Raw genomic sequence first — 21,489 nt, 5'->3', positions numbered from 1 at the left:
TTGTTCTCCACTTGTTCACTGAGAACAAATGTGGCACATAGTTCCGGCGTTGCGATGCTTCTGCTGTCGCTCTAGAGCTGGAAAGGGACGGTCATGGCCGGACAATTGTCACTCGTCGAATCGGGGAAATCAGTGAACAACACGGACAGGCAGAAGGCGCTCGACGCCGCGCTCGCGCAGATCGATCGCGCGTTCGGCAAGGGCTCGGTAATGAAATTGGGCTCGAAGGAAGCCATGCAGGTCGAGGCGATCTCGACCGGCTCGCTCGGCCTCGACATCGCGCTCGGGGTCGGCGGTCTGCCGCGCGGCCGCGTGATCGAAATCTACGGCCCCGAAAGCTCGGGCAAGACGACGCTTGCGCTCCACACCCTCGCCGAAGCGCAGAAGACCGGCGGCACCGTCGCCTTCGTCGACGCCGAACATGCGCTCGACCCCGTCTATGCGCGCAAGCTCGGCGTCAATATCGACGAACTCATCGTGTCGCAACCCGACACGGGCGAGCAGGCGCTCGAAATCGTCGATACGCTTGTGCGGTCTAATGCGATTGACGTGCTCGTCGTCGACTCGGTCGCCGCGCTCGTTCCGCGCGCGGAAATTGAGGGTGAGATGGGCGACAGCCATGTCGGGCTCCAGGCGCGTCTGATGTCGCAGTCGCTGCGCAAGCTCACCGGCTCGATCAGCCGCTCGCGCTGCATGGTGATCTTCATCAACCAGCTGCGCATGAAAATCGGCGTGATGTACGGCAATCCCGAAACCACGACCGGCGGCAACGCGCTCAAATTCTACGCGTCGGTCCGCCTCGACATCCGCCGCACCGGGCAGATCAAGAATGGCGACGAGATCGTCGGCAACACGACGCGCGTGAAGGTGGTGAAGAACAAGGTCGCGCCGCCGTTCAAGCAGGTCGAATTCGACATCATGTACGGGCAGGGCATTTCGAAGATCGGCGAGATCCTCGACATCGGCGTCAAGGCCGGGCTCGTCGAGAAATCGGGCGCCTGGTTCAGCTATGACTCGATCCGCATCGGGCAGGGCCGCGAGAATGCGAAGAATTTCCTGACCGAAAATCCCGAACTGCGCGAGCGGCTCGAAGCCGCGATCCGCAGCCGCACCGACGCGGTCGCCGAAGAAATGATGGCGGGCCCCGACGATGAGGGCGACGACGACAATTGATAGTCCTCCGGCCGGTTCGCTTCGTCGGATCGGCCGGCTAACGGCGGCGGGCCTTCGACCCCCTCCTTGCCCCTTTGGGGTTATCTGCATCTCTCCCCTGCAGTCGGCCCGCCCGCCGTTGATCCTTGCGCCACTCCTGCCAGCGGCTACAAGCTGCGCATGTCCGCGATCCGCCTCTTCGGCCTTCCAACCGATATCAACAGCAGCTTCGAACGCGGCGCCGCTGCCGGTCCCGCCGCGATCCGCAATGCTCTCTGGAGCGACCGCGGCAATATGGCGAGCGAGCTCGGCGCCGAAATCGGCACCGATATCGCGCTCACCGACGACGGCGACCTGCCGCTGAACGAAGATACGCCGAACGACGACGCTGCGATCCGCCGCTATCTGGCCATGGTACGCGAAGATGGGGAAGTTCCGCTCGCGCTCGGTGGCGATCATGCGGTGAGCTTCCCGCTCGTCGAGGCCGCGGCGACCTGCTTCGGGCCCGTGAATATCCTGCATTTCGACGCGCACCCCGATCTCTATGACGATTTTGCCGGCAATCCGCGCAGCCACGCTTCGCCCTTTGCGCGCATCTGCGAGGCGGGTCATGCCAAGCGGCTGGTGCAGGTGGGGATTCGGACGCTGAACAATCATTGCCGCGAACAGGCTGCGCGTTTCGGCGTCGAGATTATTCCGATGATGGACTTTACGCCCGACCGCGTGCCGGTGCTGGAAGGACCGCTCTATATTTCGATCGACCTCGACGGGCTCGACCCGTCGGCGGCGCCGGGCGTCGCGCATCCCGAGCCCGGCGGGCTGACAGTGCGCGAGGTGCTGGCGGTGCTCCACAAGCAGACCGCGCCGATCGTCGGTGCCGATATCGTCGAGCTTCATCCCGGCCGCGATATTGGCGATGTCACTGCGATCCTTGGTGCCAAGCTCGTTCGCGAACTGGCGGCGCTGATCGACCGCAACGGAACCCCGCAGATTGCCACATAGGAGAGCGCCATGAGCCTGATCGTCCACCATCTGAACAACAGCCGGTCGCAACGCATCTTGTGGCTGCTCGAGGAAATCGGCGCGCCGTACGAGATCAAATATTACGACCGTGATCCGGTGACCAACCTCGCGCCGCCCGAACTGCTCGCAGTCCATCCGCTCGGCAAGTCGCCGGTGATCGAAGACAATGGCAGGGTCGTCACCGAATCGGGCGCGATTACCGAATATCTGTGCGAGCGGCACGGCGGCGGCGCATTGGTTCCCGAACGCGGCACCGACGATCACATCAGCCATCTCGAATGGCTGCATTTTGCCGAAGGATCCGCGATGACGCCGATCCTGCTTCGGATCTACACCGCTCGGCTCGGCGAGGCTGCAGCGCCGATCGAGCCGCGCATCGCGCAGCAGCTCGATTCGCACTTCGCCTATATGGAGAGCCGCGTCGGCGAAAATGGCCATTTCATCGGCAACAGCCTGTCGGCCGCCGACATCATGCTGAGCTTCCCCGCCGAGATCGCGATCATGCAAGGCATGGCGCCGCGTTATCCGAAGCTCGCGGCGTTCGTGAATGCATGTCACGACCGTCCGGCATGGCGGCGCGCGCGTGAAAAGGGCGGCGCCTATTATGGCTATTGATCACCGGGGCCGCGCTTTCTTCCTTGGGGCGGCCCTCGTTGCCGGAGTGTCGAGCGCCATCGCCGCGCCGCCGACGCTCGCGCCTGAGGTGGAGCGCGAGATCGTCGCGCCCGATGGCGTCGCGTTCAAACCGTGGCCGTCCGATGAGGAAGGCGCGATAGACCGCTTCGCCGAATTTACACTCGCGCTCGCGAAACGCGATTTCGCGGCGGCCTATGCGATGCTTCGTCTGTCGTTCCAGGCCGCGAACCCGCGGCTCGAATGGGAAATGAACCTGCGCAAACGGGCGACCTTGTGGGCCGATGGGCAGATCCTCCCGCTGCGGCTGAGCTGGTATCTCGACCCGGCGGGGCAGCCGGCGGGACTTTACGCGGCGTTCGATTTTCGCGGCGACCGCAAGGATGGCACAATGGACTGCGGCTATGTCGTCGTTCACCGCGCGACCCCCGCCGACGGTTGGACCGTCGTACGCACCGACACGTCGGAGGTTCCGGCCGATCTGATCGAGGACGGCGTGCCCAAGGCCGACGTTCTGCGGCAACTGCCCTGTTATCTGGGCAAGGGAATCGCGACAAACTTCTGAGACTACTAAGAATTGCGCTTGCATCGCGGCGCTCTCCCCAACAGGATGGCTGCGTGCCGCAAGGGGGGATCTTCGACCTTTGCGGCATGAGGTCGCGGTTCGAAGGAATCGTTGGGGGATTTACATGACGACTATTTTTCTCGCGGCGCTTATGGCGTCCGCGCAGCCCTTGCCTGCAATCAAGATCGACGCGGTGCCGGGAAAGGGGTTTTCGGCGACCGTGGCGAAGATCGATGCGGATCAATATGATCCGGTTATCGATCGCATCAAGCTGCTCGCCGAGCAACGCTGCGGAGCCAAAAAGGTGCGCTTCGGCCGCTATTTTTTCGACAATCAGATCGACGTCGAGCGCGGTGTCACGATCATCAAGGACTTCCGGCAGGCCTTCACCTGTTACGATCCGGCGACCGATCCGTACAAACCCGTTCCGGCGGACTGGAAAGCGAGCGCGGCGGAGGTGACCGCGGCGACGCGGTTTGCGCAGCGCTTTGTCGACAATCTCGACGCGGGCAATGGCGCATTGCTCGCGAAGCTGATGGATCCGCAACTTGAAGCTACCACAGCCGAGATGAAGCGGTTCAGCGATGAAGCGAAGATGCATCAGACGGGGGCGGGCGAATTTTCGGTGAGGCTTGATGGCTGGATGAACAATCCGCCCGACGCCAGCTATCCTGGCGCCTATGCCTATTTTGCGGTGCTGAGCTCGCATCCCGGGGTCGCTGGAACCTGCGGCGGCATCTTGCTCTACCGCGTGCGCGAGGGCGAATATCAGATTTCGCAATATGATGTGCGCTATATCTCTCAATCGCTGATCGACGATGCAGGCTTTACCGACGAAGAGCTCAACCGCCTCTGTCAGCGCTAAGTGAGCGGCACGGCGCGTATCTCTTGCTTGAGAAACGCGCCGTTCCACACTAGATCGCGCGCATGACATCGACCAACGACATTCGCCGCTCGTTCCTCGACTATTTCGCGGGGACCGGCCACCATATCGAACCCTCGGCGCCGCTGGTGCCGTACAACGACCCGACGTTGATGTTCGTCAACGCCGGGATGGTGCCGTTCAAGAATGTCTTCACCGGGCTGGAAAAGCGGCCGTACAGCACCGCGGCCTCGTCGCAGAAGTGCGTGCGCGCCGGCGGCAAGCATAACGACCTCGATAATGTCGGCTTTACCGCGCGCCATCATACCTTCTTTGAAATGCTGGGGAATTTCTCCTTCGGCGATTATTTCAAGGAACAGGCGATCCATCATGCGTGGACCCTGGTCACCAAGACCTGGGGGCTGGCGCCCGAGAAACTGACCGTCACCGTCTATCACACCGACGACGAGGCGTTCGACCTGTGGAAGAAGATCGCGGGCCTGCCCGAAGAGCGGATCATCCGTATCGCGACGAGCGACAATTTCTGGTCGATGGGCGACACGGGGCCGTGCGGCCCGTGCAGCGAAATCTTCTATGATCATGGCGACCATATCTGGGGCGGCCCCCCGGGATCGCCCGAGGAGGATGGCGACCGCTTCGTCGAGATCTGGAACCTCGTGTTCATGCAGTACGACCAGCGCGGTCCCGGCGACCGTGTCGACTTGCCGCGCCCGAGCATCGACACCGGCATGGGGCTGGAGCGCGTCGCGGCGGTGCTGCAGGGCGTTCATGACAATTACGACACCGACACCTTCAAGGCGCTGATCGCGGCGTCGGTTGACCTGACCGGCGTTCCCGCCGAGGGCGCGACGCAGGCGAGCCACCGGGTGATCGCCGATCACCTGCGCGCGTCGAGCTTCCTCGTCGCCGACGGCGTGCTGCCGTCGAACGAAGGCCGCGGCTATGTGCTCCGCCGGATCATGCGCCGCGCGATGCGCCACGCGCACCTGCTCGGCGCAAAGGATCCGCTGATGTACCGGCTGCTGCCGTCGCTGACCGCCGAAATGGGCGCCGCCTATCCCGAGCTGATCCGCGCGCAGCCGCTGATCGCCGAAACGCTGGAGCGCGAGGAGACCAAGTTCCGCCAGACGCTCGACAAGGGGCTGCGGCTGCTCGACGAGGCGACGGTTGACATGAGTGCGGGCGCGACGCTGCCCGGCGACGTCGCGTTCAAGCTCTACGACACCTATGGCTTCCCTTATGACCTGACCGAGGACGCGCTGCGCACGCAGGATATCGCGGTCGATCGCGCGGGCTTCGACGCCGCGATGGCGCAGCAGAAGGCGGCGGCGCGCGCGGCATGGAAGGGCAGCGGGCAGAAGGCGTCGGAGGAAATCTGGTTCGACCTCGCCGAAGCCAATGGCAGCACCGAATTCACCGGCTATGGCGCGACTGCGGGCGAGGGACAGGTCATCGCGCTCGTCAAGGATGGCGTGCCCGTCGACGAAGCCAAGGCCGGCGACGAGCTGGTCGTGCTGACCAACCAGACGCCTTTCTATGGCGAGAGCGGCGGCCAGATGGGCGACGCCGGCACGATCGCGACGCTCGAAGGCGCGAAGGCGTCGGTCAGCGACACGAGCAAGCCGCTCGGGCGCCTGCACGCGCATCAGGCGAAGCTGGAGGCGGGTAGCCTGAAGGTTGGCGATACCGTCCAGTTGACGGTCGATGCCGCGCGACGCGACCGCATTCGCGCCAATCACAGCGCGACGCACCTTGTGCACGCGGCGCTGCGTAACCGTCTCGGCGGGCATGTCACGCAAAAGGGCAGCCTGGTCGCCGAGGACCGCTTCCGTTTCGACTTCTCGCATCCCAAGGCGCTTACCCCCGAAGAGATTGCCGACGTCGAGGCTGACGTGAACGCGCAGATCCGCGGCAACGAGGCGGTGACGACACGTTTGATGACCCCCGACGATGCGGTCGCGGCGGGCGCGCTGGCGCTGTTCGGCGAGAAATATGGCGACGAGGTGCGCGTGCTCAGCATGGGTGCGGCGGACGATCATAGCTATTCGGTCGAACTGTGCGGCGGCACGCATGTGCGGGCGCTGGGCGACATTGCCTTGTTCAAGATCATCAGCGAGTCCGCGGTGTCTTCAGGCGTGCGGCGTATCGAAGCGCTGACGGGCGATGCGGCGCGCCAGTGGCTGAACGGCCGTGACGAGGCGCTGAAGGCGGCGGCGGCGGCGCTCAAGACGTCGCCCGACGATGTGCCGGCGCGCGTCGCGCAGCTGGCCGAAGCGCTGAAGAAGGCCGAGCGCGAGTTGGCCGATGCGAAGAAGGCATTGGCGATGGGCGGAGGCGGTGGCACGGCCGCCGGACCGGCGGTCGAGCAGGTCGGCGACACGGCGTTCCTTGCGCAGGTGGTAGACGGGCTCGACCCGAAGGATCTGCGCGGCACGGTCGACGGGCTGAAGAAGCAGGTCGGCAGCGGCGTCGCGATGCTTGTCGCGGTCAATGACGGCCGCGCTTCGGTCGCGGTCGGCGTCACCGAAGACAAGACAGGCAGCCTGAGTGCCGTCGATCTCGTCAAGGCCGCAGTAGCGGCGCTCGGCGGGCAGGGCGGCGGCGGGCGGCCCGACATGGCGCAGGGCGGCGGACCCGACGGCGGGGCGGCGAACGACGCCGTTGCCGCGGTCAAAGCCGCGCTCGCCTGAAACCGACGAACTTGAAACCGACCAAGAAGACGCGGCGCATCGACCATGCCGAACGGCTGATCGCCGCGCCGCTGGTCGATGTCTTTGCGGCGTTCACGAGCGCCGCGAAGCTCGCGCGATGGCTGCCGCCCGAAGGGGCGACGGGGACGTTCGAGCATGTCGACCTGCGCGCGGGCGGCGGCTTTTTGATGCGGCTGACCTTCGACGATGCCGATGTCGAGACCAAGAGCGACGACGACAGCGATGTTGTGGAAGTCTATATCCCGACGCTCGACGACGGGCGGCTGGTAGTATGGCAGGTCGAATTCGAGTCCGACGATCCGCGCTTTTCGGGGACGATGGAGATGCACTGGTATCTCTCGCGGCAGAGCGGCGGCACGCTGGTCACGATCGACGCGCATCACGTGCCGCCGGGGATTTCGGCGAAGGATCATGTCGAAGGGCTGAATAGCTCGCTCGCCAATCTGGCGGGGGTGGTGGAAGGCACGATCTCCTAAATCCGTTCGGCCTGGGCCTGTCGAAGGGCCGTTCTTTCGTCTGGCGTTGAAGAAGAACGGTGCTTCGACAAGCTCGGCACGAACGGATGTGAACGCTGATTTAGCCCTCGACGCCCTTGGCTTTCCCCCACGCCCGCGCGGCGGTGTAGCCCAGATAGCCCGTCCCGAAGAGCGCGTAGAGCGGCTCGGGAATGCCCGCGAGATAGGCGTTCATGCCGTCGGCGATGCCCTTTGCCATCTCGGGCCGTGCGGCGGCGATCAGGCCCATCGGGATCGCCCAGAGCAGCAGCGCATACATGACATAGAGGAAGCTCGGCCGCGCGCGGCTGGTCCACGGGTCGGCGCTGTTCGCCTCGGCGACGATCGCGGTCATCCGCGTGCGGATCGCTTCCATTTCCTGACTGCCCTCCATCTTCAGCAGTTCCAGCTTGGCGCGGTCGCGCGCTTCGGGGTCGGGGATGATCTTGTCGATCAGCTTTGCGATCGGGCCGATCAGGCCTTCGATGATGCTCATTTCAGTGTCTCCTATTGGGTCGGAAGGTCACAAAGGTCACGCTACATACCTCCCCTCTTTCAGGGGTTCAGGCATCGCCGATGCGATTGGCGAGCCAGCCGTACAGAAAGGCCTCCTGGCTCGGGCGGCGTTCGGCGAGCGCGATGTAGCGTTCGCCCTGCAGCGCCTCCATCGCGCGAAGGAGGACGGTTTCGCCGCCCTTGCCGCGCGCTTTCAGGAAGCCGTCGAGCGCCGACAGCGTGCGCGGGCGACCGCCTCGGTGATGCCCCAACAGGTGGGCCCGCCACGGTCGGCAGGGTGGTTTACATATCGCCCTTCGCGGTCGATGACGGCGTCGATCAAAACGTCGGCCGTGCAGGTCGATGGATCGCGTCTTGGCATGATTCGCTCCTTCTGGTTGGTTGAACGACAAAAACGAACCATATTGGAATATTGTAGGAAAGGGTTTTCGCCATGCGGGCGTTGCAAGTGCGCGAATTGCTGCCCGATCATCGCGGCGCAGGGCTGGCCGATGTGCCGCTGCCCGAACCGGGCGCGGGTGAGGTGCGGGTGCGGGTGCGCGCGGCGGCAATCAATTTTCCCGACCTGTTGATGACGCGCGGCGACTATCAGTTGAAACCCGAACTGCCCTTTGTTTCGGGGCTGGAATTTGCCGGCGAAGTGGATGCGGTGGGCGAGGGCGTGACCGCGTGGAGCCCGGGCGATGCGGTGGCGGGCGGCAATCGCTTCGGTGCGATGGCCGAATATTGCGTCGTTCCGGCGCAAGCGCTGCGCGCGAAGCCCGAACGGCTGAACTGGGACGAGGCGGCGGCTTATCCGGTCGCGTATCTGACCGCCTATGTCGCGCTCGTCCGCTGTGCGCGGGTCGATCCGGGCGAGTGGGTGCTGGTTCATGGCGCCGCGGGCGGCGTCGGGCTGGCGACGGTCGATCTGGCGAAGGCGCTCGGCGCACGCGTGATCGCTGCGGCAAGCAGCACGGAAAAGCGCGAAGCGATCGAGCGGCTCTACGTCCCCGATGCCGTGATTTCCGCCGGACCGGGGTTTCGCGAGGAGGTGAAGGCGCTGACGAGCGGCAAGGGCGCCGATGCGATCTTCGATCCCGTCGGCGGCGACATCTTCGACGAATCGACGCGCTGCATCGCGTTCGGCGGGCGCCTGCTTGTTATCGGCTTCACGTCGGGCCGCATTCCCGAGGTGTCGGTGAATATGCCGCTGATCAAGGGCTTCTCGGTGGTCGGGGTGCGCGCCGGCGAATATGGAAGGCGCTTTCCCGACCGCGGCGCGGAGAATGTCGCGGCGATCGACGCTCTGGCAGCGGCGGCGAAAATCCGCCCACACGTCCATGCGTCGCTCGACCTTGCCGACTGGCGCGAAGGCTTTGCCATGCTCGAACGGCGCGAGGTGGTGGGCAAGGTCGTGCTGAAACCGTGACGAGCCGAGGTGGCCGCCATAGTTTTGCGACGCGCAAGCTGCCATGTCCGCTCCGGGGCGTCCCGGCGCTATTGCCGATATGACCAAAGGACATGGAATGAAGAAATTGACGATGATTGCCGCTTCGATCGGCCTGGCGGTTCCTGCCATCGCGGCCGCGCAGCCGCCGCAGGACGATGGCCGCATGTTCGCGGCGATCGATACCAATAGCGACGGCAAGCTCGACAAGGCCGAAATCACCAAAATGGCCGAAATGCGCGCGCAGCAGCAGGGCGATCCGGCGAAGGCGTCGCCGGAAAGGATCGATGCCTTTATCAAGTTCCTCGATGCCAACGGCGACGGCGTGGTCGACAAGGCCGAACTCGCCGCGAAGCAAAAGGCGCGGGCAGAAGCGCCGCCGGCCGAAGATACGCCGCAGGACGCAAATTAACCGATATGCGGGGAGCCTTTGGGCTTCCCGCCTTCGTCAGGCGAGCGCGATCTGGATCGCCTGAAACAGGAAGGTCGCGCCGATGATCGTGACGATCCAGCGGCGGCTGGCGCGGAAATGCGCATCGCTGATGCGGTCGAGGATGGCGCCGCCGACCATGATGCCGGCCATCGACGCGAACACTGCGATCGCGGTGACCGACAGCGGGATGATCTCGCGCGCCGAGGCGCTGAGCAGCAGCGCGCCATAGACGAGTATCTTGGAGGCGTGTCCGATCGCCTGCATCACCGCCTTGGTCGCGACGACCTGATGCCGGTTCAGCTTCGTATGGATGAAGAGCAGGTCGGTCACCGGGCCCGACACGCCCGAGACGAGCGCGAGGCCGGTCGAGACGAAGCCGCCGCCGAGTGCGTGCCAGCGGTTGCTGGCGTCGAGCGCGAGCCAGCGTTCGGGTAGCCACACGAGAATCGGCATCAGGCCGAGCCCGAGGAAGACGTAGAATTTGGTCGGGGTGAAGATCACCAGCGAGAAAAAGCCGGTCGATGCGGCGGCGCCGATCCCGAACCAGAGCAGCACCGGCCAGGCGACATGCGCGCGGTGGAGTATGACGCGCCAGAGATTCGATGCGAACTGGATCACGCCGTGGAGCGCGAGGGCGGTTGTCACCGGCAGAATCCACGCGAGCACGCCCATGAAGACGAGGCCGCCCGCCATGCCGAAAATGCCCGAAAGGATGGAGGTCAGGAAGGCGGCGGCAACGATCAATAGGCCTGCCTGCATATCGGTGCGCCCTCCGCTCGTGCGCGATGTCGCGCGTTGATGGCCGGCGGCGCAAGGGCGCGCCGCGCCCGGCCCCGATGGCGCGCTATCCTGTCAGGACGCTGTCAGAGTATCAGGTAAATTGGTCGGGACGAGAGGATTCGAACCTCCGACCCCCACACCCCCAGTGTGATGCGCTACCAGGCTGCGCTACGTCCCGACCGGCCCTGTTGGGCAGGCGAGGCCCCTAGCGCGGGTTGGCGGGCGATGCAAGCGGCGATGGCTCGCTTTCGATCGATCGGGGCCGCGGGCTTGATCTGGCGGGCATCATTCCCATTTCGGCCGCGCTTGCCGTGGGGGCGGGGCGCAGCGACCGGTTGCGCGCATCTTCCCTGCGTGATAGGCGCCGCGCCATATTTGCGTGCCGGTTCCGGAGGGGAATTCGGCGCTGCTTACGAACGGAAAGTTTTTCATTCATGTCGACGCAATTGCTTCTGACCCAGGCGGCCGGATCGGGCGGCGGGGCTGCCGGTTTCCTGATGCTGGTTCCCTATCTGCTGATCTTTGCGGTGTTCTGGTTCTTCCTGATCCGCCCGCAACAGGTTCGCGCCAAGGAACATCGCAACAAGGTCGCGGCGGTCAAGCCGCGCGACCAGGTCGTGACCGGCGGCGGCATCGTCGGCAAGGTCACGCGCGTCGACGATGATTTCGTCGATGTCGAAATCGCGCAGGGGGTGAAGATCAAGGTCGTCAAGTCGACCCTCGCCGACGTTCTGCAGCCCGGCGGCAAGCCCGCCAACGACTGACGCGGCGGCGCCCGCGTCCGTCGCGGGTCCGCTCCTGCTATCGGATCAATAGACCATGCTCGATTTCCCGCGTTGGAAGACCATCGGCATCAGCATCATCCTGCTGCTCGGTATCATTTTCTCCATCCCAAGCTTCCTGCCCGAAAAGACGGTGAACAGCCTGCCGTCCTTCCTGCAGGCGAAGGTCAATCTGGGCCTCGACCTTGCCGGCGGCAGCCACTTGCTGCTCGAAGCCGACATCGACGACCTGCGCAAGACGCAGCTCGCCAACATGGAAAAGACGGTGCGCGCCGCGATGCGCGGTGAAAGCGGGCCCGACGACGATATCGCGATCGGTGAGCTGTCGACCACAGGCGGCAAGATTAGCTTCCTTGTCCGCGACCTGGCGAAGCTCGATGAAGCCCGCGAACGGTTGTTCAGCGAGACGCGCGGCGCGCAGCTGACGGGTCAGCGCGACTGGAACATCACCGTCGTCGATTCGACGCGGATCGAGATGACGCCGACCGGCGCCGGACAGGCACAGGCGGTGGCGAATGCGATGGATACCGCGCGCGACATCATCGACAAGCGCGTCAACGCACTGGGTACGCGCGAACCGACGATCATCCGCGAAGGCGACGACCGCGTCGTCGTGCAGGTCCCCGGCCTGCAGGATCCGGCGGCGCTGAAGGAGCTGATCGGCAAGACCGCGCGGCTCGAGTTCCGCATGGTTGACGCCAACGCCGACCCGGCCGAGGCGGCCGCGGGCCGTGTTCCGGTCGGCAGCGAAATCGTTCCCTATGCCGAAGGCGAGGGCAATGGCGCTGCATTCGAGGTGCTGCGCCGTCAGGTGATGATCAGCGGCGAGCAGCTGATCGACGCCAAGCAGAGCTATGACCCGCAGAACAACCAGCCGGTCGTCTCGATCCGTTTCGATTCGGGCGGTTCGAGCACCTTTGCCAAGGTGACCGCGCAGAGCGTCGGCAAGCGCTTCGCGATGGTGCTCGACGGCAAGGTGTTGTCGGCGCCATCGATCAACGAACCGATCCTCGGCGGCAGCGCGCAGATTTCGGGCAGCTTCAGCGTTGCGAGCGCGAATGCGCTGGCCATTTCGCTCCGTTCGGGCGCGCTGCCGGTGAAGATGACCGTGGTCGAAGAACGCACGGTGACGCCGGAGCTTGGTGCCGATTCGATCCGCAAGGGCGCGATCGCGGGCATCATCGCAACGGTGTCGGTGCTGGTGCTGATGCTCGTCGTCTATGGCCGCTTCGGCGTCTATGCGTGCGTCGCGCTGGTCTTTAACGTCTTCCTGATCCTTGCAACGATGGCGGCGTTCAATGCGACGCTGACGCTGCCGGGTATTGCGGGCTTCGTGCTGACGATCGGCGCCGCGGTCGACGCGAACGTGCTGATCAACGAACGCATACGCGAGGAATTGAAGCGCGGGCGAAAGGTGTTTCAGGCGATCGAGCTTGGTTATTCGGAAGCCAGCCGCGCGATTTTCGACGCGAACGTCACCAACGTTATCGCCGCCGCGCTGATGTTCTGGTTCGGTTCGGGCCCGATCAAGGGCTTTGCGGTGGTTCTGACCATCGGCATCGTCACCAGCGTCTTCACCGCCGTTACCGTCACGCGCATGTTCGTAGCCCATTGGCTGCGGGCCAAGCGCCCGACGTCGATCAATATTTAAGGGAGCGAAACGATGCGCTTGCTGAAACTCGTCCCCGACGACACCAATATCGATTTCCTGCGGTGGCGGAAATTGGCGTCCTTCATGAGCTTTTTCCTCGTGGCGGTGTCGATCGCGCTCGTCGCGGTGAAGGGCCTGAACCTTGGCGTCGACTTCGTCGGCGGCCAGTCGGTTCGCGTCGAATTCACCCAGGGGATGCCGCCAATCGACGAAATTCGCGAAAAGGTCGGCGAAATCGGCCTTGGCGAAGCGACGATCCAGCAGTTCGGGTCGGACAAGGCCGTGTCGATCCGCACCGCGCTTCCCGACGGCGACAAGTCCGTTGCCGAACGCGCGGGGCAGCAGCTGGTCTCGGGCATTCAAAAGGCCTTTCCGACCGCAAAGACAGGATCGGTCGAAACCGTGTCGGGCAAGGTGTCGGGCGAATTGATCCGCACCGGGGCGATCAGCCTCGGGCTCGCGATCCTCGGCATTTCGATCTATATCTGGATACGTTTCGAATGGCAGTTCGGCGTCGGTGCGCTCGGCCGCCTGTTTCACGAAGTGTCGCTGACATTCGGCCTGTTCGCGGTGACGCAGATGCAGTTCGACCTGAACAGCGTCGCGGCGCTGCTGACGATCGTCGGTTATTCGCTCAACGACACAATCGTTGTGTATGACCGTATTCGCGAGAATCTGAAAAAATACCGCAAGATGGAGATCGTTCCGCTCCTCAATCTCAGCATCAACGAGACGCTGTCGCGCACCGTCATGACGACGGTTGCGATGGTCTTGGCGCTCGGAATGTTGCTGATTTTCGGTCCGGACGTGATTTTCGGCTTTACCGCTGCGATGCTGTTCGGCGTGTTCATCGGCGGCTATTCGTCGGTGCTGATGTCGACGCCGGTGCTGGTGTGGCTGAAGGTCGGTCCGCACAGCTTCGTGCCGCGCACGACGGCGGGGATCGAAGGCGGCGAACGCGTCGAGCGCAAGGACGACGGCGCGGTCGTCTGAGGCGGTTTCGTTTCGGTAAAATCGGCGCCGGCCCGCTCTGCAGAGTGGGCCGGCGTTGCCGTATCTAGCGCCCGGCGCAGCGACGAAAATGCGCGGCGAGTTCGCGACCGTTGCGGTCCCAATCAAAGCGGCCGCCGAGGCTGGCCGCAACGTCCGACGGTGACGGAGGGTTCGCGAGAATGGCTTGCACTGCTTCGGCAATCGCGCCCGGCGTGCGTTGGGCGATCCGGCCGGCGATGGGCGAACTCACCAGTTCGGCCGCGCCGCCGGCATCGCTGATCACGATCGGGGTGCCACAGGCGAGCGCCTCGACCCAAGCGTTGGCGAGGCCTTCGCTGACCGACGGCATGACGACGGCATCGGCGGCGCGATAAAGTTGCGGCAGGTCGGCGTTGGCGACCGGGCCGAGGAAATGGACGCGGTCGGTGACGCCCAGTTCCTGTGCGAGCGCGCGATAGCGGCCCTCTGCCTCGCCCGCGCCCGCGAGCCAATAGTGAACGCCGGGAAGCGCGGGTAGGGCTTCGATGGCCAGCGCTTGCCCTTTGCGGGGAATGAGCGCGCCAACAGTCAGGATCGCTGGGGCACTATCCATTCCCAGCGCGACGCGGGCCGTGGCGCGGTCGCCGGGCGAAAAGCGATCGCTGTCGATGCCGGTGTAATGGACGACGATCTTCGCTGGATCGATGCCGATAGCGGCCATCTCGCCGCGCATCGAATCGGATACCGCGAGCAGGCCCGCAGCGCGGTTCGCTGCGGCGAGGAGCTGCGGCGCGGTCGCCGGATCGTGGCCGAAATGGCTGATGTCGGCGCCGCGGGCTTTCGCCGAGAAGGGCAGTCCGAGCGCGTCCGCGACGCGCATGGCGGCGGGCCCATCGGGATAGAAGAATTGGGCGTCGACGACGTCGAAGGGTTGGCCGCGCACGGCCGACAGCACGGCGCGGCTGACCTTGGCAGGGTTGAAGCGCGCGCCGATGCGCGGGACCAGGGTAAAGCGCGGGCGGTGGACGGTGAGCCCGTTCCAGTCTTCCGTGCGCGGTAGATCGCGCAGCGCGCGATAGCGCTTGTGGAGCGACAGCGGGAAAGGGGGCAGGCCGACCGGCGCGACGACCGTCAATTCAATGCCCGGCTGCGCCGCAAGCGCGCGCAGGCTCTTCTCGACGAACAGGCCGAAGTTCGGCCGTGCGGCGTCGGGGAACAGCGTTGCGATACTGATGATGCGAAGGGAGGTGTTCATGCTCACCCTCTCATCCGTTGATGCTGAGCTTGTCGAAGCACTGTTCTTCCTTTCGGCGTCCGGGAAAAGGACGGTCCTTCGACAAGCTCAGGACGAACGGCAGGGATTAGAGACTGCGGAGCAGCCGGACGGCAACCGCGGCCCATGGCGGGTTGCTGACGACCTGCTGCCGCTGGCCGGTGCCGAGCGGGAGAAGGTGGAGTTTTTCGCCGTCGACGTTGAGCAGGCGCGCGAAGAAGAAACGCCCGGCGGGGCGCGGGACGAGCAGGTCGCGATTGAGCGCGCTCGCCCAGTCGCCTTCGATCCGGCGGCACCAGATTTCGTCGCCCGCACGATAGTCGCCGATCGACGAGGTGACGCGCACCGCGACCATATCCTCGCCCGGGCGCGCGGTGAGCGCCTGTTCGACCCGCGTCGGCGCTTGTGCCCCCTCGGCGCCGAGGTGCGCGGTGATGGTGAGCTGGGTATCTTGGGGAAGTTGCACCAGTTCAGCGGCGTCGACGCCGAGCGCGGCCGCGATGCGGTTCATCCAGCCGAGCGAGAGCGTACGCGTGCCGGTTTCGAGGCGGCCGATCGTCTGGGCGGTGGTCGGCGGGTCGCAGCGCTGGCCGACCTCTTCGAGCGTCAGCCCCTTGGCGCGGCGGACCGAACGGATGCTGTTGATCATTGCAATAGCTTTCAAATAACCAAATCGGTTTCTTCTTTCCTACAAAATAATCCAGTGTCAAGCCCGGCGTGAAGCAAAGGAGAATCGCATGACTGCACGCCGCCTCGAAACGCGCCTTCATCCCGACGACCGGATCGACCCGGGCAAGGCGGGGCCGCAGGTGATGCGGCACGTAACGGTCAATATCGGCGAAAGCCCGATCGCTTGGCTGGCGTCGCGCGGTTTGTTGACGGCGGCGCAGTTGGGTGCGGGCGAAACGCTGCGCCGCGATTATGAGCGTGCCGGACTGTCGGCACGCGTTACGATGCGTTGGGATGCCGCGCCGCCGGGAAAAAGTCGTGGTGGTGCACGGGCGTCGGATGCATCGCTGGCCCGGATCGATGCACACCGGCGCTTTCATGCGGCGCTCGATGCGGCGGGGCCGGGTCTCGCCGACATCTGCTGGCGCGTGATCTGTGCCGGCGAGGGGATTGGTGGCGCGGAAAAGGCGCTGGGGTGGCCAGCGCGGTCGGGCAAGCTGGTGCTTGGCCTGGCGCTCGACCGGCTGGCGCGGTTTTACAGGACGGGGTGAGGGGACGGTGAGATAGTATCGACCGGTTTCGGCCGATGAAAATGTGAACCCCGGCGAAAGCCGGGGCCCAGGAATTCCAATACCAAGTTTGCGCTTTTCCGCACTGGGCCCCGGCTTTCGCCGGGGTTCACATAGGGCGGCTCACCACCCCAAAACGGACACGCTCAGCTTTGCTTATCCTAGCGCTTCGACCTCTTCGGCCAGCGCGAGCCAACGGTCCTCTGCCGCGGCCTTTTCCTCGCGCAGTTTCTCGAGTTTTGCCGTCAGCGCAGTAAAGCGGGCATTGTCGCGGGTGAACAGGGTGCCGTCGGAAAGCTCGGTTTCGATGCTCGCCATTTCCTTTTCGATCTCCTCGATCCGGGCGGGGAGGAGATCGTAGTCGCGCTGGTCCTTGTAGCTCAATTTCTTGCGCGCGGTCGGCGGAGGTGGCGGTGCGGCGGTCGCAGCCTTGGCTTTGGCAGCGTTCGGCTTGACCCGTTTCGCTTCCCAGTCGGCATAGCCGCCGGCGACGATGTCGACCTTGCCCGATCCGTCGAGGCCAAGCGTGACGGTGACGGTGCGGTCGAGGAAGTCGCGGTCGTGGCTGACGAGCAGCACGGTGCCGGCATAATCGGCGATGACCTCCTGCAAAAGGTCGAGCGTTTCGAGGTCGAGGTCGTTGGTCGGCTCGTCGAGCACGAGCAGGTTCGATTCGCGAGCGAACTCGCGCGCGAGGAGGAGGCGCGAGCGTTCGCCGCCCGACAGCGCGCCGACGCTCGCCTCGACGACGCCGGGGTCGAAGAGGAACTCCTTGAGATAGCCCTGGATATGCTTTTTGACGCCGCGCACCTCGACCCAGTCGCCACCGTCAGCCAGTACGTCGCGCACGCGCTTGTCGGGCGAGAGCAGGCTGCGCTGCTGGTCGATGATAATGCCGTCGAGTGTCGGGGCGAGGGTGATGCTGCCGCTGTCGGGCTGAATTTCGCCGGTGAGCAGCTTGAGCAGGGTCGACTTGCCCGCGCCATTCGCGCCGACGATGCCGATGCGGTCGCCGCGCTGGACGCGGAAGTCGAGATTCTTGATGATCGTACGGTCGCCGAAGCTTTTGGACACGTTCTCGGCGACGATCACCGATTTCGAACGAACATCGTCGTTGGCGAGGCCGAGCTTGGCGACACCGGGGCCGCCGATCATCGCGGCGCGGGTGGCGCGCATTTCCTTGAGCTTCTCGAGACGACCCTGGTTGCGCTTGCGGCGCGCGGTGACGCCGCGTTCTAGCCAATGTGCTTCCAGCCGGAGCTTTGAGTCGAGCTTTTGCGCGGCGCGCGCCTCCTCGGCGGCGACGGCGTCGCTCCACTCCTCGAAGCCGCCGAAGCCGATTTCCTTGCGGCGGATGCTGCCGCGGTCGAGCCAGAGGGTCTGGCGCGTGAGCCGCGTGAGGAAGGTGCGGTCGTGGCTGATCGCGACGAAGGCGCCGGTATAACGCGCGAGCCAGCTTTCGAGCCAGTCGATCGCGGCGAGGTCGAGATGGTTGGTCGGTTCGTCGAGCAGCAGCACGTCGGGATTCTGGGCGAGCGCGCGGGCGAGCGCAGCGCGGCGGCGTTCGCCGCCCGAGGCGCTGGCGGCGGTCCGGCTCATGTCGATACCGAGTTGGTCGGCGATCGCGGAGACTTCATGCGCCTCGGGCGCATTGGGCGCCGCGACGGCGAAATCCATCAGCGTCGCGAAGCCCGAAAAATCGGGTTCCTGTTCGAGCATCACGACATGCGTGCCCGGCACGATAACGCGCTTGCCCTTGTCAGCGTCGATCTGGCCGGCGAGCAGCTTGAGCAAGGTCGTCTTGCCGGCGCCGTTGCGGCCGATCAGCGCCAGCCGATCACGTTCGCCGACATAAATGTCGAGGTCCTGGAACAGCCAGCCGCTGCCCTGCACAAGGCCGAGGCCTTCATAAGATAAAATCGGTGCTGCCATGATGAACGGTTCGCTACTGGCGCGTTCAGCATCATGCAAGCGCGCTGCGCACAAAGGCCGGAACGGGTCTGCTCCGTCTGCGTTACGGGGCGGAGATCACAAAGGGCCGGAAGCCCGGTTCGCAGGAGAATGAAATGACGAAGCAATTGTTCGCCGTTATGGCAACCGGACTGGCGCTGATGGCGGCAACGCCCGCGCTCGCGCAGCAGGGAGGTTCGACGGTGACAGCAGCAACGACCCAAGGACCGATCCTGACCTTCTCGGTCAGCGAGGAAGTGCGTTCGCGTCCCGATCAGGCGACCGTCGGCGCCGGTGTGACGACGACCGCGCCGACCGCGGTCGAATCGATGCGCCTGAACGCCGCAGCGATGGACAAGCTGATCGCCGCCGTGAAAGCGCGTGGGATCAAGGCCGAGGATATCCAGACGAGCGGTATCAACCTATCGCCGCAATATGACTATAACAACCGCGGTGACGGCCAGCCGCCGCGCTTCCTGGGCTATCAGGTGTCGAACAGCGTGCGCGTGACGACGTCGAAGATCGAAGACATCGGTTCGCTGCTCGATGCGCTGGTCGCTGCCGGCGGCACCAATATCGATGGCCCGTCGTTCGGCATGAAGGACCCCGATGCGCAGCTCGTCGGCGCGCGCGGCACCGCGATCAAGGCGGCCGAGGCGAAAGCGCAGGACTATGCGCGTCTCGCGGGCTTCCGCGGCGTCGAGCTGGTGTCGATCAGCGAGGGCGGCAGCTTTGGCCCGCAGCCGCCGATGCCGATGGTTCGCATGGCGATGGATGCCGGTTCGGCGAAGGCAACCCCGGTCGAGCCGGGCCGCGTCGCCAACACGCTGACGCTGAACTTCCAGTATCGGTTGGTGAAGTAAGAACTGACCTGTTCCGCTCGTGTCGAGCGAAGTCGAGACACCGTGAAGGTGTAAGATGCCGATGGGCATCTCGACTTCGCTCGATGCGAACGGATTTTTAGTGGCTGGCTAGGCCAGCTCCCCTTCGGCCCATGGCCAAGGGCGTTCGCGAAACCATTTCGTGATGATATATTTGCGGCCCTTGCGCACCTTCATCCCGTGGTGGAGCGTATCGGGGTTCGCGGTGCCGTCGAGATGGATATTGTTCCATGCGAGCAGCTTGCCCGCCTCCGGCTGGTGCATCTTGCCGGTTGCGAGGAATCGCGTCGCGCCGCCGGCAGCGGGCTCGTTGAGATAGATCATCAGCGTCCAGCTACGCTGGCCGGGGATCGCGCAATAGGTTTCCCAGTCGGCGCCGTGCGGGTCGAAATAGTCGGTGTGTGCCTTGAATTCCTGCCCGACGTCGTAACGCTGGCCCTGCATCGGTTCGCCATATTCGCGCGGGATGCCGGTGAGGTCGTGGAGGCGGTTGTTGACCGCGATGACCAGCGGGTCGCGATGATCGAGGTCGCAGGTCGTGCTCGTGCGAAACGCTTCGTCGCCGTTCGGATCGGCGATCGTCGAAGGCCGGACATCGCGGTCGATCTGCGCCATCAGCGCGGCGCAGGTTTCGGCGTCGAGAAAGCCGGGCAGCATGAACTGTTGCAGTTTTTGTGTCGGCGCGCGGCGGATTCCCGGTACGGCGGCGAGCCGCTCTGCGGTCCGGTCGGCGCCCGAGGTCGCCATGTCGACATGTTCATTCGCAGCCATGGCGCGCTTTTTAGCAGGGAAGCGCGTGCGAACAATGCTTGACGAGCGGGGGGATGCGCGCCTATTCGCCGCGCGCTGTCGAGGCCGCTTCGTGCGGCTCTCTTCGTTTATGTGGCGACCATAGCTCAGTTGGTTAGAGCGCCGGTTTGTGGTACCGGAGGTCGCGGGTTCGAGCCCCGTTGGTCGCCCCATTTTCTCTATCGTCGCGTATAGACGCTTTTGGGGTGACTCGCCGCGCCCGTTGCATTATTGCTCACCCACGTAATTTTTTAACGTGAGGATGAAACATGTCCGCTGTCTGGGATTTCGCCGATTTCGACGATCATGAGCATGTCCACATGTTCCGCGATCGCACCAGCGGGCTTACGGCGGTTATCGCCGTTCATTCGACGCACCTCGGCCCCGGCGCCGGCGGCGTGCGGTACTGGCATTATCCGCAGCGTGCGGCGGCGATTACCGATGCGCTGCGCCTGTCGCGCGGCATGAGCTACAAGAATGCGATGGCGGGCCTGCCGATGGGCGGGGGCAAGGGCGTGATCCTCGCCGATGAAAATGGCGCCAAGACGCCCGAACTGCTCGCGGCGTTCGGCCGTGCGGTCGATTCGCTCGGCGGCGCCTATGTGACCGCAGAGGACGTCGGGATCACCGATGCCGACATGGTCGAGATTTCGAAGCAGACGAAGCATGTCAGCGGGCTGCCCGTGGCAAGCGGCGCCGATGCGGGCGGCGACCCGGGGCCGTTCACGGCGCTGGGCGTCTATCTGGGCATCAAGGCGGCGATTCGCGAAGGGCTGAACACCGACAGTGCCAAGGATGTGCGTATCGCGATCCAGGGTGTCGGCAGCGTCGGTGGCGGCGTTGCGCGGCGGCTGGCGGCCGAAGGGGCGAAGCTGACCCTCGCCGACGTCAATCTGGCGCGTGCGAAGGCGCTGGCCGAAGAGCTTGGTGCCGAGCTTGCCGATTCGGCAGCCATCATGGAGATCGAGGCCGACGTGCTGAGCCCGAACGCGCTCGGTGCGATCCTGACCGAGCAAAGCATCGAAAAGCTGCGCGTGCCGATCATCGCGGGCGGCGCGAACAACCAGCTTGCGACGGCGCTCGACGGCCAGCGCGTCCATGATCGCGGGATCGTCTATGCCCCCGACTATGTGATCAACGCGGGCGGCATCATCAATGTCGCGCTCGAATATCTGGGGCAGGGCAGCCGCGAGGAAGTCGAGAGCCGCATCCACCAGATTCCCGGCCGGCTGGCCGAGATCTGGGCCGAGAGCAAGGCAAGCGGCACGCCGGCATCGTCGGTGGCCGACCGGATGGCGCAGAAGCTGATCGGGCGCGGTTGATATCTTCGAGGG

General features: G+C 64.8%; 21 protein-coding genes, 2 tRNA genes and 1 pseudogene. 16 read left to right on the top strand and 8 right to left on the bottom strand.

Annotated elements, in window-relative coordinates; all coding sequences use genetic code 11:
• Positions 1-93: 93 nt before the first annotated feature.
• The 7 genes from recA (at position 94) to GGC65_RS05480 (ending at position 7,443) form a co-directional block, all read left to right on the top strand.
• Positions 94-1,173, top strand: coding sequence for a recombinase RecA (recA, locus tag GGC65_RS05510; protein ID WP_093508743.1), 1,080 nt, complete (start codon positions 94-96; stop codon positions 1,171-1,173).
• 159 nt (positions 1,174-1,332) lie between these two features.
• On the top strand, positions 1,333-2,154 hold the full coding sequence (gene speB, locus GGC65_RS05505; RefSeq protein ID WP_192646242.1) for an agmatinase: 822 nt from the start codon (positions 1,333-1,335) through the stop codon (positions 2,152-2,154).
• Between the two features lie 9 nt (positions 2,155-2,163).
• Positions 2,164-2,790: a glutathione S-transferase family protein gene (locus GGC65_RS05500; protein WP_192646241.1), complete on the top strand. Its 627-nt coding sequence runs from the start codon at positions 2,164-2,166 to the stop codon at positions 2,788-2,790.
• On the top strand, positions 2,780-3,373 hold the full coding sequence (locus GGC65_RS05495) for a hypothetical protein (protein ID WP_192646240.1): 594 nt from the start codon (positions 2,780-2,782) through the stop codon (positions 3,371-3,373). The genes GGC65_RS05500 and GGC65_RS05495 overlap by 11 nt, the downstream gene beginning before the upstream one ends.
• Before the next feature lie 124 nt (positions 3,374-3,497).
• A complete protein-coding gene (locus tag GGC65_RS05490) occupies positions 3,498-4,238 on the top strand; it encodes a hypothetical protein (RefSeq protein WP_192646239.1) in 741 nt (246 codons plus the stop codon).
• A 62-nt stretch (positions 4,239-4,300) separates the two neighbouring features.
• A complete protein-coding gene (alaS, locus tag GGC65_RS05485) occupies positions 4,301-6,946 on the top strand; it encodes an alanine--tRNA ligase (RefSeq protein ID WP_192646238.1) in 2,646 nt (881 codons plus the stop codon).
• A gap of 11 nt (positions 6,947-6,957) precedes the next feature.
• Entirely contained in the window at positions 6,958-7,443 is a 486-nt protein-coding gene (locus tag GGC65_RS05480) for an SRPBCC family protein (protein ID WP_192646237.1), read from the top strand.
• Between the two features lie 100 nt (positions 7,444-7,543).
• Here GGC65_RS05480 and GGC65_RS05475 read toward each other — a convergent pair whose 3' ends face one another.
• Positions 7,544-7,957 (bottom strand): holin family protein, encoded by a 414-nt coding sequence (locus tag GGC65_RS05475; protein ID WP_192646236.1) that lies wholly within the window; start codon positions 7,955-7,957, stop codon positions 7,544-7,546.
• A 67-nt stretch (positions 7,958-8,024) separates the two neighbouring features.
• Positions 8,025-8,338 (bottom strand): annotated as a pseudogene (locus tag GGC65_RS05470) (putative peptidoglycan-binding domain-containing protein).
• Between the two features lie 72 nt (positions 8,339-8,410).
• On the opposite strand from GGC65_RS05470, the gene GGC65_RS05465 reads away from it, so the two are divergent.
• Positions 8,411-9,388, top strand: a complete 978-nt coding sequence (locus GGC65_RS05465; protein WP_192646235.1) for an NADPH:quinone oxidoreductase family protein — start codon at positions 8,411-8,413, stop codon at positions 9,386-9,388.
• 97 nt (positions 9,389-9,485) lie between these two features.
• A complete protein-coding gene (locus GGC65_RS05460; RefSeq protein ID WP_192646234.1) occupies positions 9,486-9,818 on the top strand; it encodes an EF-hand domain-containing protein in 333 nt (110 codons plus the stop codon).
• Positions 9,819-9,854: 36 nt separating this feature from the next.
• On the opposite strand, the gene GGC65_RS05455 is transcribed toward GGC65_RS05460, so the two are convergent.
• Together GGC65_RS05455 and GGC65_RS05450 are read right to left on the bottom strand one after the other, a co-directional pair.
• Entirely contained in the window at positions 9,855-10,598 is a 744-nt protein-coding gene (locus GGC65_RS05455; RefSeq protein WP_192646233.1) for a sulfite exporter TauE/SafE family protein, read from the bottom strand.
• A 122-nt stretch (positions 10,599-10,720) separates the two neighbouring features.
• Positions 10,721-10,797 (bottom strand) — tRNA-Pro (locus tag GGC65_RS05450).
• A 256-nt stretch (positions 10,798-11,053) separates the two neighbouring features.
• Here GGC65_RS05450 and yajC point away from each other — a divergent pair.
• Genes yajC through secF form a run of 3 tightly spaced genes read left to right on the top strand, consistent with a single transcriptional unit; the run spans position 11,054 to position 14,045 of the window.
• Complete coding sequence (yajC, locus tag GGC65_RS05445) at positions 11,054-11,383, top strand: preprotein translocase subunit YajC (RefSeq protein WP_192646232.1); 330 nt, start codon at positions 11,054-11,056, stop codon at positions 11,381-11,383.
• Positions 11,384-11,438: 55 nt separating this feature from the next.
• Positions 11,439-13,052 carry a protein translocase subunit SecD gene (secD, locus tag GGC65_RS05440; protein ID WP_192646231.1) on the top strand — a complete coding sequence of 538 codons (1,614 nt, stop codon included), beginning with the start codon at positions 11,439-11,441 and terminating at the stop codon, positions 13,050-13,052.
• Positions 13,053-13,064: 12 nt separating this feature from the next.
• Positions 13,065-14,045, top strand: a complete 981-nt coding sequence (gene secF, locus GGC65_RS05435) for a protein translocase subunit SecF (RefSeq protein ID WP_192646230.1) — start codon at positions 13,065-13,067, stop codon at positions 14,043-14,045.
• Between the two features lie 64 nt (positions 14,046-14,109).
• On the opposite strand, the gene GGC65_RS05430 is transcribed toward secF, so the two are convergent.
• Positions 14,110-15,279, bottom strand: coding sequence for a glycosyltransferase (locus tag GGC65_RS05430; RefSeq protein ID WP_192646229.1), 1,170 nt, complete (start codon positions 15,277-15,279; stop codon positions 14,110-14,112).
• A 106-nt stretch (positions 15,280-15,385) separates the two neighbouring features.
• Complete coding sequence (locus GGC65_RS05425) at positions 15,386-15,946, bottom strand: helix-turn-helix domain-containing protein (protein ID WP_192646228.1); 561 nt, start codon at positions 15,944-15,946, stop codon at positions 15,386-15,388.
• A gap of 88 nt (positions 15,947-16,034) precedes the next feature.
• Between GGC65_RS05425 and GGC65_RS05420 the strand changes: the two genes are divergently transcribed.
• Complete coding sequence (locus GGC65_RS05420) at positions 16,035-16,517, top strand: DUF6456 domain-containing protein (protein WP_413052716.1); 483 nt, start codon at positions 16,035-16,037, stop codon at positions 16,515-16,517.
• Between the two features lie 174 nt (positions 16,518-16,691).
• Here the strand turns inward: GGC65_RS05420 and GGC65_RS05415 are convergent, their stop codons facing one another.
• Positions 16,692-18,467 carry an ABC-F family ATP-binding cassette domain-containing protein gene (locus tag GGC65_RS05415; protein WP_192646227.1) on the bottom strand — a complete coding sequence of 592 codons (1,776 nt, stop codon included), beginning with the start codon at positions 18,465-18,467 and terminating at the stop codon, positions 16,692-16,694.
• A 134-nt stretch (positions 18,468-18,601) separates the two neighbouring features.
• On the opposite strand from GGC65_RS05415, the gene GGC65_RS05410 reads away from it, so the two are divergent.
• Positions 18,602-19,348: an SIMPL domain-containing protein gene (locus tag GGC65_RS05410; protein ID WP_192646226.1), complete on the top strand. Its 747-nt coding sequence runs from the start codon at positions 18,602-18,604 to the stop codon at positions 19,346-19,348.
• 108 nt (positions 19,349-19,456) lie between these two features.
• Here the strand turns inward: GGC65_RS05410 and GGC65_RS05405 are convergent, their stop codons facing one another.
• Positions 19,457-20,137 (bottom strand): prolyl hydroxylase family protein, encoded by a 681-nt coding sequence (locus GGC65_RS05405; protein ID WP_225940684.1) that lies wholly within the window; start codon positions 20,135-20,137, stop codon positions 19,457-19,459.
• A gap of 114 nt (positions 20,138-20,251) precedes the next feature.
• Here GGC65_RS05405 and GGC65_RS05400 point away from each other — a divergent pair.
• Positions 20,252-20,328 (top strand) — tRNA-His (locus GGC65_RS05400).
• A 96-nt stretch (positions 20,329-20,424) separates the two neighbouring features.
• Complete coding sequence (locus tag GGC65_RS05395; RefSeq protein WP_192646225.1) at positions 20,425-21,477, top strand: Glu/Leu/Phe/Val family dehydrogenase; 1,053 nt, start codon at positions 20,425-20,427, stop codon at positions 21,475-21,477.
• Positions 21,478-21,489: the final 12 nt, after the last annotated feature.

The organism is Sphingopyxis sp. OAS728, assembly GCF_014873485.1.
Lineage (GTDB): Bacteria > Pseudomonadota > Alphaproteobacteria > Sphingomonadales > Sphingomonadaceae > Sphingopyxis.
The sequence above is the reverse complement of the archived record's forward strand: the minus strand, read 5'-3'. Positions and strand labels throughout refer to the sequence as shown.

Coding starts and splice junctions, on each gene's coding strand:
- recA (WP_093508743.1), top strand. CDS start 94: ATGGCCGGACAATTGTCACTCGTCGAATCGGGGAAATCAGTGAACAAC.
- speB (WP_192646242.1), top strand. CDS start 1,333: ATGTCCGCGATCCGCCTCTTCGGCCTTCCAACCGATATCAACAGCAGC.
- GGC65_RS05500 (WP_192646241.1), top strand. CDS start 2,164: ATGAGCCTGATCGTCCACCATCTGAACAACAGCCGGTCGCAACGCATC.
- GGC65_RS05495 (WP_192646240.1), top strand. CDS start 2,780: ATGGCTATTGATCACCGGGGCCGCGCTTTCTTCCTTGGGGCGGCCCTC.
- GGC65_RS05490 (WP_192646239.1), top strand. CDS start 3,498: ATGACGACTATTTTTCTCGCGGCGCTTATGGCGTCCGCGCAGCCCTTG.
- alaS (WP_192646238.1), top strand. CDS start 4,301: ATGACATCGACCAACGACATTCGCCGCTCGTTCCTCGACTATTTCGCG.
- GGC65_RS05475 (WP_192646236.1), bottom strand. CDS start 7,957: ATGAGCATCATCGAAGGCCTGATCGGCCCGATCGCAAAGCTGATCGAC.
- GGC65_RS05465 (WP_192646235.1), top strand. CDS start 8,411: ATGCGGGCGTTGCAAGTGCGCGAATTGCTGCCCGATCATCGCGGCGCA.
- GGC65_RS05460 (WP_192646234.1), top strand. CDS start 9,486: ATGAAGAAATTGACGATGATTGCCGCTTCGATCGGCCTGGCGGTTCCT.
- GGC65_RS05455 (WP_192646233.1), bottom strand. CDS start 10,598: ATGCAGGCAGGCCTATTGATCGTTGCCGCCGCCTTCCTGACCTCCATC.
- yajC (WP_192646232.1), top strand. CDS start 11,054: ATGTCGACGCAATTGCTTCTGACCCAGGCGGCCGGATCGGGCGGCGGG.
- secD (WP_192646231.1), top strand. CDS start 11,439: ATGCTCGATTTCCCGCGTTGGAAGACCATCGGCATCAGCATCATCCTG.
- secF (WP_192646230.1), top strand. CDS start 13,065: ATGCGCTTGCTGAAACTCGTCCCCGACGACACCAATATCGATTTCCTG.
- GGC65_RS05430 (WP_192646229.1), bottom strand. CDS start 15,279: ATGAACACCTCCCTTCGCATCATCAGTATCGCAACGCTGTTCCCCGAC.
- GGC65_RS05425 (WP_192646228.1), bottom strand. CDS start 15,946: ATGATCAACAGCATCCGTTCGGTCCGCCGCGCCAAGGGGCTGACGCTC.
- GGC65_RS05420 (WP_413052716.1), top strand. CDS start 16,035: ATGACTGCACGCCGCCTCGAAACGCGCCTTCATCCCGACGACCGGATC.
- GGC65_RS05415 (WP_192646227.1), bottom strand. CDS start 18,467: ATGGCAGCACCGATTTTATCTTATGAAGGCCTCGGCCTTGTGCAGGGC.
- GGC65_RS05410 (WP_192646226.1), top strand. CDS start 18,602: ATGACGAAGCAATTGTTCGCCGTTATGGCAACCGGACTGGCGCTGATG.
- GGC65_RS05405 (WP_225940684.1), bottom strand. CDS start 20,137: ATGGCTGCGAATGAACATGTCGACATGGCGACCTCGGGCGCCGACCGG.
- GGC65_RS05395 (WP_192646225.1), top strand. CDS start 20,425: ATGTCCGCTGTCTGGGATTTCGCCGATTTCGACGATCATGAGCATGTC.